Origin of the sequence: Cognaticolwellia aestuarii, from assembly GCF_002000025.1 — a bacterium.
In the GTDB taxonomy this organism is placed as follows: Bacteria; Pseudomonadota; Gammaproteobacteria; order Enterobacterales; family Alteromonadaceae; genus Cognaticolwellia; species Cognaticolwellia aestuarii.
In genome coordinates, this window is record NZ_MUZV01000005.1 from 306,014 (window position 1) to 322,807 (window position 16,794).

A 16,794-nucleotide genomic window follows, 5' to 3' on the forward strand; every position below is an offset into this window, starting at 1 on the left:
CATATGGCATACCTAAAAATTTAGGTATGAGTTTCACTACCAAAAGGCTGAGTTAGTGCTATTGCTTTTTTTAAAAAATAAGATAATTTATCAATTTTCTTCAACATTTACCGTTTTCGTTATAGCTGTTTTACTCGCTTTTTCAAGTAAAGCTATTTCAGCAGACAATAGCATCAATCAGCCTCCCTTAAAGTTTGAACGCATTTCTATCGCTGAAGGCTTATCTCAGAGCTATGTTTACGACATAGTGCAAGATAACAACGGTTTTATATGGATCGCCACACAAGATGGGTTAAATCGTTATGACGGTAAAAACTTTGTTTATTATCGTCACGATAGTACCAACAGAGCCTCAATCGCTGATAATTTTATTCGTAAGCTTTTTATTGATAATAACAACGTACTTTGGGTCGGCACAAATGCCGGTTTAAGCCGTTACGATGAGACTTTAGACAGGTTTGATAACTTCTATCATCAAGCAGACGATAGTAACTCATTAAAAGACAATGAAATTTGGGATATTTATCAAGATCAACAAAATAACATCCTAATATCAACCAAAAGTGGCTTACATAAATATGATGCTGAAAACCAAAACTTCTCACAACTAAGAATTCGCGGTTTTGATAATGCATTAAAAGAAATTAAAACCATATTTCAAGACAAAAAAGGCAATTATTGGTTAGGCACCTATGATAAAGGTATATTCTTAACCAATACCACCATGACCTCTGTTGTCTCTCTCAATGCGCAAAACAAGTGGGATCTTAACCTTAATGCCAACGCACTTTATGATTTAAAGTTTATTGATAACCAATACTGGTTGGGCACTGATAACGGTCTTTTTATCATTTCCCAAGATTATCAAATAACCAAACACTACACTGCAAATAGTAATGACAAAAATCTAAATATACTTTCTAACAAAGTACGTTCAATTGAGCAGTTAAATGATTCCGTAGTTTGGTTAGCTACAGTTAACGGTTTGAATGGTATTGATGTACTTACCGATCAGATCACCTCTTATCAGAGTTCACCACATAAAAATGCATTATCGTTTGACCTACTATTAAAGTTATTTAAAGATAACTCTGGCAAAATGTGGCTTGGAACGAATGGCGGCGGCATCAATACCTTCAATTCGCTACAGTTAAAAATTAGCCACGGCTTATTTAGCTATGATGACTCAGGACAAGCAGTCTATGCATTCGCTGAAACTTCAGACGGAACAGTTTGGTTTACAACAGATAATGGGCAACTAAACAAAATAGCTCTCAATGGCAAAATAAGCCAAGCTTTAATTAAAAATAACAAACCCATTTCACATTTACTGGTTGATGATAAAGATAATTTTTGGTTAAAAACAGAACAAAGCAAACCATCAGAACCTGGAAGTTTATATTATTACCAAACAAATACAGGGAACTTAATTGAACATGATGCATGGCGTGCTACGTCAACACATAACGATTTTAGTAACTTGATATTAGCAGAAGGTAAACTGTGGTTTATTGATGAAGCAAAACAATTTTCTTCGTTTGATTTAAACTCAAATAAATTAGAGCAAATTAACGATGACAATCAAATAATTTATACTGCGATTAAGTATGATGATAATGATAAATTATGGTTAGCGACAACAGATAACAAAATATTGTATTACAGTATATCTTCAAAAAAATTCTCAAATATTATTACAAGCATTCCAGCAAGTTTACAATTCGGTAATATATCAAGTATTGGCTTATCTAAAGATTGGATTTGGCTTGGTTCTAGAGGACAAGGCATTGCGATTTTTAATAAAAAAATTAAAACAGTGACTATTATCAATGAAAGTAATCAACTGAGTAATAATTTTATTGCTGACATTGTCATTGATAACCAACAAACAGCATGGGTATCAACTAACAGAGGGGTTAATGCAGTAAACCCTAGTACAAAGGTAGTAAAATCATTCAATAAAGATTTGTTGCTAGATAACAACGAATTTATCAGTGATAGTGCTATTTTAACGAAAAACGACACCATTTACTTTGGAGGCATAAATGGTTTCCATTCATTTATCCCGAAAGAGTTACTAAGCATAAAGCAAGAGCTATCATCACCCTATCTCACAAGTATATTAGTAGCCAATAAAGAGCTAGCCATTTCAAGCTTGAAAGTAAATCAACCTAAATTTCCACTGACTTTACCCAGTGCACCTAACACACTAAAAGTGTTGAATTTAACCCATAGTCAGTCACCATTCAGTATTGAATTTATAACGCCTAATGTAAAACTATTAGGTCACTTAAAATATCGTTATCGTCTTCTTGAGCTAGAAGAGAACTGGATAGATGCAGGTAAAAATAACCAAAGGGCAACTTACACTAACCTAAGCCCAGGTGATTATATTTTTGAAGTTCAAGCATACGATTTACAAAACAATCAAGAAAGTGCCATCAAAAGGCTGAACATTAGCATTTTACCACCTTGGTGGTTATCACGTACTGCAATATTTCTCTATAGCCTGCTGACACTATTAATTTTTGCTTACATTCTTCAACAAATGCGTCACAAACGCCTTTATCATCTACAAATAAAGTTAAGTGAAGAGCGCCTTAAATTATCGCTTTGGGGTAGCGGCGATGAAATGTGGGATTGGAATATCAAAAAAGGCAAAATATACCGCTCGAATATCTGGGGTATATTGGAGTTTCCGCAAGATGGTAAGCGTAATGTAGGCGCAGAACAAACCAATATTCACCAACAAGATATTCCAAGAGTTAGAGAAGCACTAAATCAACACTTTGAAGATAGCAGTAAACATTTTGAAGCAACCTATCGCGTAAAAGACAAAGATGACAAATGGATTTGGGTGCTCGATCGCGGCAAAATTGTAGAGCGAGATGAAAAAGATGCTCCTAGTCGTATGACCGGAACATTAAAAGATATCAGTCAAATCAAGCGTGCAGATGAACGCCTAAAGCTATTCGCTAAGTGTATCGAAAACATTTCTGATGCCATTGTCATTTATGATCGAAAATTTACCATAGTCGATGTCAATAAAGCCTTTCAGCGTATTACCGGCAAAAATAAGCTACAAATGCGCGGTACTCAGCTTAAATTCGAACAATATCCTGATAGTTTTAGCCAGAACATCAAAAAGCACTTGATCACTAAAGGCAGTTGGCACGGTGAAATAGAAAACTTACGTGATAATGGTGCACTTTATTTAACTGATCTCAATATTGATATTATTCGTGATGAAGACGGTAATATCTCGCATTTTGTTGGGGTATTTTCCGATATTACCAAACGTAAACAAACAGAAGCAGAATTAAGAAAGCTCGCCAACTCAGATACACTCACAGGGCTACCTAATCGTTCTTACTTTCAAGCGAATCAGCAACGTTTAGTAAAAAATAAAATCGACCATGCATTATTAGTTTTCGATTTAGACAACTTTAAAAAGGTTAATGACTCTTTAGGGCATGAGGCAGGTGACGTACTTTTATGTAAAGTTGCTGAGCGCATTAGAGGGTTAGGCAGAAATCAAGACTCAGTGTATCGCTTAGGTGGAGATGAGTTCAGCTTGATTATCGAAAACACTAACGATATTCATACCATCACGACTATTGCTAAAGAAGTCTTAAAATCTATCGCCCTACCACTGAGATTAAAGAGCCAAGAAATAGTACTTTATAGCAGTATAGGTATTGTGCTTTACCCTGAAGACGGTACAAGCCCGCAAGAGTTACTAAAAAATGCAGATACCGCTATGTATCACGCGAAAAATGCTGGTGGTAATAAGTACCAGTTTTTCAGTGACTCAATGAACAAAGCCGCAGTTAAGCGATTACAAGTTGAAAGCCTTATTCGTCATGGCCTTAAAGAAGACTTCTTTTCAGTTTTCTACCAACCTAAAATTGAAATCGCCACAGGAAAAATAGCCGGTATGGAAGCATTGGTACGCTTTGAAACCCCAAACAAAGGCATTATTAGTCCAATTGTGTTTATTCCGGTCTCAGAAGAAACAGGTCAAATTATTGACATTGGTGAAGTGGTGTTACGTAAAGCTTGTTTTGCCACCAAAAAATGGGTTGATGCTGGCCTCTTTGAAGGCCGAATTGCAGTAAATTTATCTGCAGTTCAGTTTACTCAACCTAATCTTGTCGCCATGATCGCGAATGTTTTAAAAGAAAGTAAACTAGCCGCTAAGTATCTAGAGTTAGAGATAACAGAAGGTACAGTAATGGATTCACCACAAAAAGCGATTGATACTATGTTGCAAATTCGTGCAATGGGCATCCATTTATCACTCGACGATTTTGGTACTGGCTACTCTTCTCTCGCGTATCTAAAAAAATTCCCTTTAAATACCCTGAAAATTGATAAAGCCTTTGTTGATGATATTGAGACCTCCGAGCAAGGTCGAAATATGGTAGCTACCATAGTCACCATCGCACACAACTTAGGCATGGAGGTTGTCGCAGAAGGAGTTGAAACCAACCAACAATTAAGCTTTTTGTCGGGTTTACGTTGTGAACAACTGCAAGGTTATCTATATAGCAAACCTTTACCTGAAAATGATTTTCAAAAGTATTTACTGTCCTTTCAAATCACCAATAAATCTACATCCTTTGGCAAAAATACTATTTAATATTTAGTGTCGATTTTATGGCACTAAATATTTTTCAAAATTCCCCCCATTGAGTCCCTTATAAACAAAGGCTTCTCATTACTGGCACAGTTCTAGCTTATACCTTATTGAATTTCAATTAACTTTAATAATAATAAGGAATAACATGCTTAGTTCAATCATTCTTTCTTTCGCAATGTCTACAACACCTAGTACTGAAATCACAAACGAAGCCTTTATCGTTGAAGAAGTTGGCACAAAGCGCACGCAAGTTCGTATTGGCACAAAACGTACTCAGGTTCGTATCAATACTCAAGAATTAAGTGTTGCTGAAGTGGGTACAAAACGCACGCAAGTACGTATAGGTACAAAGCGTACTCAGGTTCGTATCAACAATCAAAATAATGCTGTAGAAGAAGTTGGAACAAAACGTACACAAGTTCGCATCGGTACGAAACGTACACAAGTTCGCATCTAGGAGGCTTTATGATCAACTTAATCAAATCACTATTTGCTGGTAAAGCGACAGAAAACGCTATTGCAGCAGGTATTGAAATTAAAGAGATGCCTGCCAGTACCTGGTGGAATTAAGCGTTAATATGCGCTTAACAGGCATTAAATAGACACTTCGCTACAAGGAAGTTAGCGTGTTTATTTGCAGAGTAATCGTTAAGTCCGAATGGAGAACAAGTTACTAGAAGTTATGCCGAAAATAACAAACAGTCAAAACCAAACCGTTGATATGTTTTTAAACGTTTATTCATACAGAACATTGGCCAAATAAACGGGCCAAACATCAAGCCAGCCATTGCCCATCGCTTAGCACCTAAGCCACTACTTACCGCCTGACAATAAAAAAAGACAGAAAAGACCATACCTAACACGGTTATCAGTAACAAAAACACAGCTTTACCTAGTGAGAAAAATAAAATTTATGCAACAGTAGCACTTGCTATTTGCGTGTATGTTAACAAGTGTAGAGTATTTATTCAAAAAAAAGAGGCAATGAATTGCCTCTTTTAAACTCAAATACTTGCCAACTTACGGCAATGTTATTCCATTAAGAACACCATTAATTGGCGAGTAACGTGCCATTAAGCGTAATACTTTCTGCCTTGCTCGGCCATTTTCACTAATGCATCACAAGGAGCAAATCGCTCACCAAACTCGGCTTGCCATTGTGTTAATTTACTGACAACTGTTGCTGCACCGATTTTATCCATGTATTGAAATGGTCCGCCAAGAAATGGTGGGAAGCCTATACCAAAAATAGCACCAATATCACCGTCACGGGCATTGCGCACGATTTCTTCATCTAAACAGCGAGCAGCTTCGTTTAACATCATATAAACACAACGTTCAGCTTGGGCGTCAGTAACTGCAGTATTACTCGCCTGCAAACCTAATAGGCTATAAACACTTTCATCAACTAACTTCTTTTTGCTCTTAGTATTGTATTGATAGAAACCTTTCTTAGCTTTCTTGCCTAAACGACCATCATCTATTAATTTTGAAAACGCTTCAGGTGGTGCAAAGCGGTCACCTAATTCAGCTTGAAGAATTGGACCAATTTTAGAGCCAACATCAATACCAACTTCATCTAATAATTGCATTGGACCAACAGGAAAACCAAATTTAACCATCGATTTATCTAACGCTTCGATAGAGCAACCTTCAAGTAGCAAAATAGCCGCTTCATTCATATATGGTGCTAAGATACGATTAACATAGAAACCCGCTTTATCTTTGACAACAATTGGCGTTTTGCCTTGCTTTTTAGCAAATGCTACGGTTGTTGAAATAGTTTGATCCGATGTTTTATCGTGAGCGATAATTTCTGCTAATGGCATTTTATCTACAGGCGAAAAGTAATGTAGACCTATCACATTTTCAGGGCGTAAAGCTTTTTCTGCTATTTGCCCAATAGGTAAGCTAGAGGTGTTACTGGCAAAAATAGTACTTTCTTTACAATGGCTTTCAATATCTGCCACCATATTTTGTTTTAAAGTAAGATCTTCAAAAACCGCTTCAACAACAATATCTACATTATTGAAACCAGAATACTCCGTCGTACCCGTTATCAGTGAAAGTTGACTTTGCATTTCACTGTGACGCATAAAACGTCGTTTTACTTTTTTGTTCAACAAGTCATAACCATACTTTAAGGCGTAACTAATCCCCTGATGCGAAATGTCTTTAATTCTCACTGGTAATTTAGCTTTCGTCGCGGTAACAAAAGCAATACCGCCTCCCATAAGGCCACCACCAAGCACAGCTGCATTTGAAATTTTTGCTGGCGCTACACCTTCAACACCCTGCTCTTTTTTCATGTCAGTTGTGGCAAAAAATAACTGACGAAGTTGTGCTGAAACATCAGACATCACTAATTGACCAAAATGATCAGCTTCTACTTGATAGCCTTTCGAAGGAGCCTGTTCAACACCCGCTCGAATACAGTCAATAATTTTTAGCGGTGCTGGGTAGTTACCCTTTGTTTTACTTAGTACGGTTTTTGTTGCTTGACTAAATAAAATACTACGACCTACACCGTTTCCTTCAAGCATTTTATCCATCAGTGATAACTTACGAGCTTTTGGTTTAACCTTGCCTGAAAGCGCTAATTTTTCAGCCGTTGCAATTAACACACTGTTAGGAACTACATCGCTTACTAAACCAGCTTTTAATGCTTGTTTAGCACGAAGTTGCTTACCGGTTAGCATCATGTCTAAAGACTTTTGAATACCAACACGCTTTGGTAACCTTTGCGTGCCACCACCACCAGGCAATAGACCTAACTGTACTTCAGGTAGACCTAAAGCCGTTTTAGGGCTATCACTACATACAATAGCATGACATGCCATCGCCAATTCTAAGCCACCACCTAAACATGCACCATGCACCGCAGCAACCACTGGAATTGATAAATTCTCTAACTGGTCAAAAATAATTTGCCCTTGACGGGATAAAGCTGTTGCTTCGGCAGCTGACGTGCACTTTGCTAGCATGTTGACATCAGCGCCAGCAACAAACGAGTCTGCTTTACCGCTTACTAGCACTAAGCCTTTAATCGCTTTATCTTCACGTATCTCTTTTAATACTTCAGCAATTTCATCTGAAAATTCAGCTTTTAGCGTGTTCATGGTGTCGCCTTTAACATCCATGATCAAATGTGCAATACCATTTTCTTGGCGCACTAAACTAAAAGTACTATTATTTTCTTGTTGTTCTACTTCTGTTAAATCAGTCATTAATCTGTCTCCACGATCATAGCAGCACCTAAACCACCTGCAGCACAAGCCGTTGTCAAACCAACTCCACCACCTCGACGATTTAATTCATTTAAAGTTTGTACAATTAAGCGCGTGCCCGTTGCAGCAAAAGGATGACCATAAGCGAGTGAGCCGCCCATAACATTAAACTTGTCCATATCAATTTCACCAATGGCTTTATCTTGACCAAGATGTGTTTGAGCAAACTTGTTACTACCAAACATTTTAACGTTGGCAAGGGCTTGCGCAGCAAATGCTTCATGCATTTCAATTAAATCTAAATCGGCTAAACTCATGCCAGCACGCTTTAAGGCAATTGGCGAAGCAAAACTAGGCCCCATCAACATATCTTCCCAAACGTCAATGGCAGCAAAACCATAGCTGCGAATATAACCTAATGGTTTATAACCGAGTTCTTTAGCTCGACCTTCACGCATCATCAAGATAGCCGACGCACCATCAGTTAACGGCGTACTTGTTGCCGCAGTGACAGTACCATGTTTACGGTCAAATACTGGACGAAGCTTAGCGTAGCTAGCTAATTCTGAATTTTCACGAATACAATTATCTTTAGAAATAAATGACTTATAAGGTTCGCTATGCGCGGTCATGACTTCACCATCAAGTTTACCTTCTTGCCAACTTTTCGTTGCAAGCGTGTGCGAACGATGGGCTAATGCATCTTGTTCTTCACGTGTAATACCGTGAGTTTTCGCCATTTGCTCGGCAGTTTGTCCCATTGAAAGGCCTGTAGAATATTCAGCAACCGCAGGAGGAACAGGCAATATATCTTTAAATTTAAGTTGACGTATTAACGCCATTTTAGCGCCAAACGAACGCGCTTTGCTTAAATCAAGCAAGGTACGAGCAAATTTCTTTGATACGCCAACAGGAGCAACTGAAGTTGAATCGGCACCACCAGCAACACCAACATCAACAAAACCAGCCATAATCGACTCAGCAATATTAACGGTTGATTGGAAGCTAGTCGCACAAGCTCTTGATACACTGTAAGCGTCGGTATGCGTATTCATACCTGTGCCTAAGACGATTTCACGCGCAATATTTGGCGCTTCCGGCATTTGTACAACTTGACCAAAAACAAGTTGATCAATAATTTTAGGATCAACATCATGTTTTTTAAGTAATTCGTTAACTACTATTTTTCCTAAATCGACCGCAGGTACACCATGAAAAGCTGTTGCTTGTTTAGCAAACGGTGTACGTAATCCTGCAACAACCGCAATACGCTCTCCACTGCCTGTTATTAATTTTGATTTTGTCATTTTTGTTTCCATTTTGTGGCAATACTCAAGAGGTCTGACCTCTTTGATTTTAGATAATTCTAACGATATATAGAAATAATTCAATGTTTAGCTAACAAAATTTGAGCATATCAGTGCCAAGGTACTAAAAAGCTAAAGAAAACCCTGACAATTTTGTCATTATGCTTGTTTTTGTTAAACATGAACCTTATATCAATTTATGGGTCAGACCTGCTGACTAAAACTTTATAATCAATAAGAACGATAAACTATGGCTATTGAACATTTTTCATCATTAAAAGAACATTTATCCTCGCAAATTATCGGACAGCACGCGCTGGTAGAAAACTTACTTATCGCACTTTTAGCGAATGGTCATCTTATTGTAGAAGGTCCTCCAGGTTTAGCAAAAACGCGCGCCGTCAATGCCTTAGCTCAAGGGCTAGAAGCTGACTTTCATCGCGTTCAGTTTACGCCTGATCTACTACCGGCCGATTTAACCGGCACTGATATTTATCGTCCTGAAGATGGTACGTTTGTATTTCAACCAGGACCACTTTTTCGTAACTTAGTGCTCGCAGATGAAATTAACCGTGCTCCCGCTAAAGTGCAGTCGGCTTTATTAGAAGCGATGGCAGAAGGCCAAATCACCGTTGGTCGTAATACTTACCCTTTGCCTGAACTATTTTTAGTGATGGCAACACAAAACCCGATCGAACAAGAAGGGACTTACCCATTACCAGAAGCACAACTCGATCGTTTTTTAATGCACGTGGAAATAGATTACCCTGATGCAGCAAGTGAATTACAGATTTTAAAACTTAACCGTGGCGAAGCTTTAAAAGTAGAAAAACAAGCAGTAAAAGAAATCACACAGGCCGATATTTTCGCCGCTCGTGAACAAGTAATGCAAATTCACATGGCGCCAGCAGTAGAAAACTATATTGTTGATCTCATCATGGCGACACGAAATCCTGAAAAATATGATGATAAGTTAAAACAGTGGCTTGCTTACGGCGCCAGTCCTCGTGCAACTATTGCCCTTGATCGCTGTGCCCGCGCCCGCGCTTGGTTAAATAATCGCGACTTTGTTAGCCCAGAAGATGTACAAGCGGTATTTCATAATGTCTTACGTCATCGTATTTTGATGACCTATCAAGCAGAAGCTGAGGGTATCAGTAGTAATCAACTGCTTGATCATTTACTCAGCCTAGTGGCGGTTGCCTAAGCGCAAAATAACGTTATGTGGTTTACTCAAAAAAAATCAACCGAGCAAAACAATCCACAAGTTTTGCTTGATGAACTTGATAGTAATGGCATTGACTTAACCATTGATGAGCTGATCCGATATCAGACTAAAAGCTCGCTGATTAACTTAGCTGCAGCAAAAAGCTTGCATGGTAAAATGTCCGGTAATTACCTCGCCCGTAGCAAAGGCCGAGGCATGGAATTTGACGAAGTACGTCACTACCAAAATGGTGATGATATCCGCGCCATTGATTGGCGGGTAACTGCACGTACCGGTCAAACTCACACAAAATTATTTCGTGAAGAAATTGAACGTCCGGTACTTATAGCAAGTGATTTAAGCACCAGCATGTTTTTCGGCAGTCGTTTACTATTTAAATCAGTGCAAGCTGCACATGTTGCCGCGCTAGTTGCTTGGCATGCTAAGTCACGTGGCGATCGTATTGGTGGCGTCGTGTTCAATCAATATGCCCACACTGAATTAAAACCCCGCAGCAGGCAGCAAGGCGTACTGCATTACCTGCATGCACTTGTTGAAAGCCATGCCAGCTCTGCCATAAAATCGACAGAGGCATTAGATCACCAACAAGCAAAAATCGCGTTTGAACAAAACTGTGCTCGCTTACGTCAACTCGCTAAACCTGGAAGTTTAGTGTACTTAATCACCGATGGTTACAACCTCACTGATGAAGCCGTGCGACATTTAGCCAATATTAGCCGCCACTGCGAATTAGTGGTGTGTTTGATTAGCGATCCTCTAGAGCAACAACTACCTGAGAGTAAAAGTAAAATCAGCGTTGCTATTACTAACGGTGCAGATAATGATGGTGATGATCGCCAACAGCTTATTTTAGGTGATAAAACAATAGCTGAGCAATATCATCAACAAGCCATGGCGTTAAATAGCACCATGGAAGAAAAGTTAACTAAAGCCGGAGCTAGACTGCTACATTTTTGCGCCAGTGAAGCACTTGAAACACAATTAAATCGCGGAGTAGCATCATGGATCCGTTAGCACAGTTAAACGATATACATCTGCCGGAAAATATACACAGTTATCCTATTGCACCTGGCTGGTGGCTGTTAGCCGCGCTTATATTAACTTTGACTATTTATGCTGCTATTAAATTACGACAGTACATCGCTAAGCGTAAAAGTCAAAAAAATGCACTAAAGCAACTCTCAACAAATGCCGATGTTGGCACGATTGTTACCTTACTAAAATGGGCAGCATTACAGTATTTTCCACGCCAAACAGTGGCAAATTTAACCGGCGAGCACTTTAAAAGCTTTTTAACCAGCACCTTGCCTGCTAAGTATCAAGCTGATTTTTCTAAACTCAGTGCTGATTATTTTACCTCGGCTTATCAACACCAAGCCGGCAGTAAAGCGTCAGCAGAGTTTCATCAAGCAGCAAAACTATGGCTTAACCATGCCTTACCACCGCAAAAAAATGTGCTCAGTACGTTAACACCTATGCCTGAACAAGCCGATTTAACCAGCAAAAATAACACAACGTCATCAGCTAGCTCATCACCACAACTTACTGAGCGTAATGGAGTAAAATCATGATTCATTTTGATTTTATTTGGGCATTAATCGCCCTGCCTTTGCCTTTACTTGTGTATTGGCTACCTGCTAAAAAACAAATACAAGCTGCGCCATTGAGAATGCCTACGGTGATAAAAGGTGTGCAAGCACAAGATTTTGCGCCAGAAAAGAAAAAAACATCCTTAGTCATCTTAAGCATTATCTGGCTTTTAGTCGTATTCGCTAGCACTCAACCGCAATGGCTAGGTGAGGCAGTAAATGTGCCGACAGAAGGTCGCGAAATGATGATTGCGGTTGACCTATCAGGCAGTATGCAAGTTGAAGACATGACGCTTAATGGTCGCAGTGTCAATCGCCTTGATATGCTTAAAGTGCTATTGGGTGAGTTCATTGAACGACGTAACGGCGACAAGCTCGGTTTGATCTTATTTGGGGATGATGCTTATATGCAAACGCCCATGACCTTTGACCGCAAAACCGTACAACAAATGTTAGATGAAACCGTGCTAGGTTTAGTCGGTAAACAAACCGCTATTGGTGATGCAATTGCGCTTGCCGTTAAACGTTTTGATGAAAAGAAAGACTCCAATCGCGTTTTACTATTATTGACCGATGGCCAAAATACGGCGGGAAAGATCACCCCAGAACAAGCACTTGAATTGGCCGTAGCAAAAAACATCACTATTTACTCTATCGGTATCGGTGCGGATGTAATGATCCAAAACTCATTATTTGGTGCTCGTCGTGTTAACCCTTCAAGCGAACTTGATGAAGAGTCTTTACAGCGCCTTGCTGATGAAACAGGCGGTTATTATTTCCGCGCCCGCGCCAGTGAAGACATGAGCAAAATATACCAATTATTGGACGAACTTGAACCGGTAGAGCAAGAACAGCAACAAATGCGACCATTAACCGCTCTGTATTACTGGCCTCTGGGTCTAGCGCTATTGATAAGTTTAGTAACCTTGCTAAGCAAAAGCGTTGCCAATGGTCATTTTTTCACATCAAGCAATAAAACGTCAGGAGCAAAGCACTAACATGGCTGACTTTCATTTTATTCGCCCACTGTGGCTACTCGCGATTATCGTTCTAGTAATCATGATATATATGCTAAAGAAACTGCGTATTAAGTACTCAGGCTGGCAACAACTTTTACCCGCACATTTAGCGAAAGTATTAGTTCAGGGAAACAGTAAGGCTAAATCGAGTTCACTAACCCTGCCGTTTTTAATTGGTTTACTGTCAATTATAGCAATGGCGGGGCCTACTTGGCAGAAACTACCACAACCGGTCTACCAAGTCGCACAAGGCTCTGTGCTCATCATGGATATGTCATATTCAATGTATGCGACCGACGTTGCGCCCAACCGTTTAACACGTGCTCGTTACAAGGCAATAGACTTACTCGACAGTATAAACGAAGGCGAAGTTGGCCTTATTGCATACGCTGGCGATGCTTTTAGTATTAGTCCTCTGACCGATGACACCAATAACATTAAGTTGCTGTTACCGTCATTAAGCCCAGAACTTATGCCAGCATTAGGCAGTAACCCAATATCTGCGTTAGCCTTAGCCAATGAAATGCTAATCAATGCTGGCCATAATAGTGGTGATATCTACTGGTTTACTGACGGTGTTGATAATATTGATATTCAAGACATCACCCAATGGTCACGTGAGCATCCTTATCGCCTGAATATCCTCGGTGTTGGTACCCAAGCAGGTGCCCCCATTAAGCTCAGTAATGGCGAATTAATGAAAGACGACAACGGTGCAATTATTATTCCCAAGTTAACTGAAAAGTTACTCCAAGGGCTTGCTGCACGTGGCAATGGTAACTACACCACGCTAAGCCATAATAATAACGATATTGAAAAACTGACCACTAAACCATTACTTAAAGACACAGAGCAAACTAAAGAAAGTGATAATACTGGTGATCAATGGCAAGAATTTGGACCTTACTTGTTATTACTCGTTTTACCTATGTTACTCAGTTACTTTAGACGCGGTGCGCTTATGGTGACTTTACCCTTTGCTTTACTGCTCATGCCTCATCAACAAGCCCAAGCGGATATTTGGCAAGACTTATGGAAAACCAAAGATCAACAAGGACAAGAACACTTTGATCAGCAGCAATACCAAGATGCAGCCGAAAAATTTAGCAATCCGCTTTGGCAAGGTAGCGCGCATTATAAGGCAGGCGACTACGAGCAAGCTTTAGCTGCATTTCAACAAGCAGATAACGCAGATGCATTATTTAACCAAGGCAACACACTCGCTAAGTTACAAAAACTTGATGAGGCAATAGCCGCTTACGAACAAGCTTTACAACTTGATCCAAACTTAACCGATGCACAAGAAAACAAAGCAGTGCTTGAAAAGTTAAAGCAGCAACAAGAAAACCAACAGCAACAATCTGGCGACGACCAACAGCAAGATCAAAATAAAGAACAACAAGACCAGCAGCAAAATGGTGATGATCAAAGTGGTGAAAACCAGGCAGGGCAAGACAATCAGGATAGTGAAAGTCAACCGAGCGATCAGCAGCAATCCCAAAGCCCAGAACAACAAGATCAAAATCAGCAAAGTGATACTTCAGAGCAAAGCAATGAAGAGCAACAGCAAGCTGAAAATGATCAACAACAAGCGCAAAATGATCAGCAAGACCAAGCTAAGCAGCAAACTGAACAGGCTCAGCAAGCAAATGAACAAGAGCAACCACCTGAAGAACAAAGTGCACAAGCTCAGGCAATGGCAGAACAATTAGCCAAAGAAACCGAACAAAAACATCAGCAGTTACTTAACAAGGTCACTGACGATCCTTACATGTTATTAAGAAATAAAATGCAATTAGAGTATCAAAAACGTCATCAAGATCGCCGAAATATAGGAGTTAAGAAAAAGTGGTAAGAGTTATAATTTCTCTGTTAGCTATTTTATTATCACTTAATAGCTACGCGTTAACCAAAATCAGTGCTAGCGTTGATAAAAACCCAGTCGTTGTCAACGAGTCGCTCATATTAACAGTGACCGCAGATGACGATGTTGACAGTAACGCATTAGATACTTCTGCCCTACTCGGTGACTTTATTGTGGGCAGAACATCGGTTAGCTCACAAACTAGCATGGTAAATTTCAATACCACGCGCACCACAACCTGGACAACCGTATTAATACCGCGAAAACCTGGTGAGTTACTTATACCGGCATTTACCATTGACGGCATAAAAACCCAAGCTATTGCGATTAAAGCAGTCGAAGCCAGTCAATTACCGGCTTCCAGCCAACAAGATTTATTTATTACCACACAAGCATCAGCGACCGACATTTACGTTCAGCAACAAATAACCCTGAAAGTAAAATTGCACTTTGCCGCTGAGTTAAAAAGAGGTAGCTTAACCGAGCCAACCTTAGCTGGCGCTAACATTTTACAAATCGGTCAAGATAAAGAATCAGAGAACATTATTAATGGCAAACGTTACCGCATCATCGAGCGAGTTTATGCCATTAGCCCGCAACAAAGTGGCGAAGTAACCTTAAAGTCACCGGTGTTTTCCGGAGAGATCATTGTACCTTCCTCAAGACGTTCAAACTTTTTAAGTTTCGCTGATACTAAGCCTGTCAGTGTTATTGGTGATGATATCCCATTAACAATTAAAGCAATTCCTGCACAAGTCAGTGGACCATGGTTACCGAGCGAACTACTAGCCATGCATCAAGAATGGCAACCCGACCCCACTCAATTTAAAGTTGGCGAGCCAATCACGCGTACTATTACATTAACCGCAGCAGGTCTATCAGAAGAGCAATTACCTGAAATCACCATGACTATGCCGCAAGGGTTAAAAGTATATCCAGATCAAGCCGAGCTACACACAGCGCTTAATAATGAGCGTTTAGTCAGCCAAAAAGTGGTTAACTTTGCTATCGTCGCTAGCAAAGCTGGCGATTATCAGTTACCAGAAATAACCATTAACTGGTGGAATACAATTACCAATAAAGCTGAAGTGGCTAAAATCCCGGGACAAAAAATCACCATATTACCTAATGCTGATTTAGCGCCGAGCATCACAGCAAAACCATCAACCAATAACGCAACACAATTGACAGCAGCGCCAGTACCACAAACGGTAATAGTTCAGCAAAACAGTTTTTGGCAGTGGCTATTTCTGGCTTTGTGGTTACTGACCTCGCTCGCTTGGTTTATCTCAGCTAAACGACCTTTTAAAGCGAAACAGAAGTTTGATAATAAGAATACAGACGTTAATAGCGCCTATCTTGCATTATTAGCGGCATGTAAACAAAATAATGGTGAAGCAGCATTAGCTAACTTACTGCCTTGGGCACAATCACAATCATCAGACAACAAAGACAAAGCCTCGTTAACGACCTTAGACTCTCTACACAGTTATTTTAACGACAAAGCGCTTTCTGAGGCGATCATTGCCTTACAACAAAGTTACTATGGTAAACAACCAAGCCCATGGGTAGGCCAAAGCTTACTTAACGCAGTACAGGCACTGCATAAAAAGCATCACCATCAATCATCAGGCACTAAGGTGGCCATTAACCCATAAGTAATTAAATCGTCACTCAATGAGAAAATAAAATCAAACCAAGCAGACAAAATGATGTTCCGTTTCAGCGAACATCATTGGTCTGCAATCTCCTTAAAAAAGCCATTAAACAAAACCATTAAACAAAGCCATTAAATCTCCCCTGTCGACAATCCAAATCAATAAAATATAAATCTGCATATAATTTCTGTTAACTATCAATTAGTAATTCACGCTATAGTTAACATATCTAAAAATTTGCATTAGTGTGAAATAGAATG

The 16,794-nt window shown here is 39.5% G+C and carries 11 protein-coding genes; 8 read left to right on the plus strand and 3 right to left on the minus strand.

Annotated elements, in window-relative coordinates; translation table 11 throughout:
- The first annotated feature begins 55 nt into the window (after positions 1–55).
- Positions 56–4,642, plus strand: coding sequence for an EAL domain-containing protein (locus tag B0169_RS09980; protein WP_077285823.1), 4,587 nt, complete (start codon positions 56–58; stop codon positions 4,640–4,642).
- A 145-nt stretch (positions 4,643–4,787) separates the two neighbouring features.
- A complete protein-coding gene (locus B0169_RS09985; RefSeq protein WP_085328655.1) occupies positions 4,788–5,099 on the plus strand; it encodes a hypothetical protein in 312 nt (103 codons plus the stop codon).
- 223 nt (positions 5,100–5,322) lie between these two features.
- Here B0169_RS09985 and B0169_RS09990 read toward each other — a convergent pair whose 3' ends face one another.
- The 3 genes from B0169_RS09990 to fadI all read right to left on the minus strand — a co-directional run bounded on the left by B0169_RS09990 (position 5,323) and on the right by fadI (position 9,176).
- Positions 5,323–5,526, minus strand: a complete 204-nt coding sequence (locus B0169_RS09990; protein ID WP_077285825.1) for a hypothetical protein — start codon at positions 5,524–5,526, stop codon at positions 5,323–5,325.
- A gap of 189 nt (positions 5,527–5,715) precedes the next feature.
- Positions 5,716–7,869, minus strand: coding sequence for a fatty acid oxidation complex subunit alpha FadJ (fadJ, locus tag B0169_RS09995; RefSeq protein ID WP_077285826.1), 2,154 nt, complete (start codon positions 7,867–7,869; stop codon positions 5,716–5,718).
- A complete protein-coding gene (gene fadI / locus B0169_RS10000) occupies positions 7,869–9,176 on the minus strand; it encodes an acetyl-CoA C-acyltransferase FadI (protein ID WP_077285827.1) in 1,308 nt (435 codons plus the stop codon). The genes fadJ and fadI overlap by 1 nt, the downstream gene beginning before the upstream one ends.
- A 250-nt stretch (positions 9,177–9,426) precedes the next feature.
- On the opposite strand from fadI, the gene B0169_RS10005 reads away from it, so the two are divergent.
- The 6 genes from B0169_RS10005 to B0169_RS10030 are packed head-to-tail and all read left to right on the plus strand — an operon-like array spanning position 9,427 to position 16,534.
- A complete protein-coding gene (locus B0169_RS10005) occupies positions 9,427–10,383 on the plus strand; it encodes an AAA family ATPase (RefSeq protein ID WP_077285828.1) in 957 nt (318 codons plus the stop codon).
- A gap of 15 nt (positions 10,384–10,398) precedes the next feature.
- On the plus strand, positions 10,399–11,418 hold the full coding sequence (locus B0169_RS10010; RefSeq protein WP_077285829.1) for a DUF58 domain-containing protein: 1,020 nt from the start codon (positions 10,399–10,401) through the stop codon (positions 11,416–11,418).
- Positions 11,406–11,975 carry a DUF4381 domain-containing protein gene (locus B0169_RS10015; protein ID WP_077285830.1) on the plus strand — a complete coding sequence of 190 codons (570 nt, stop codon included), beginning with the start codon at positions 11,406–11,408 and terminating at the stop codon, positions 11,973–11,975. Before B0169_RS10010 ends, B0169_RS10015 begins: the two co-directional genes overlap by 13 nt.
- Positions 11,972–12,991, plus strand: coding sequence for a vWA domain-containing protein (locus tag B0169_RS10020; protein WP_077285831.1), 1,020 nt, complete (start codon positions 11,972–11,974; stop codon positions 12,989–12,991). The genes B0169_RS10015 and B0169_RS10020 overlap by 4 nt, the downstream gene beginning before the upstream one ends.
- Complete coding sequence (locus tag B0169_RS10025; RefSeq protein ID WP_077285832.1) at positions 12,942–14,867, plus strand: vWA domain-containing protein; 1,926 nt, start codon at positions 12,942–12,944, stop codon at positions 14,865–14,867. Before B0169_RS10020 ends, B0169_RS10025 begins: the two co-directional genes overlap by 50 nt.
- Positions 14,861–16,534, plus strand: a complete 1,674-nt coding sequence (locus B0169_RS10030; RefSeq protein WP_235838538.1) for a BatD family protein — start codon at positions 14,861–14,863, stop codon at positions 16,532–16,534. Before B0169_RS10025 ends, B0169_RS10030 begins: the two co-directional genes overlap by 7 nt.
- Positions 16,535–16,794: the final 260 nt, after the last annotated feature.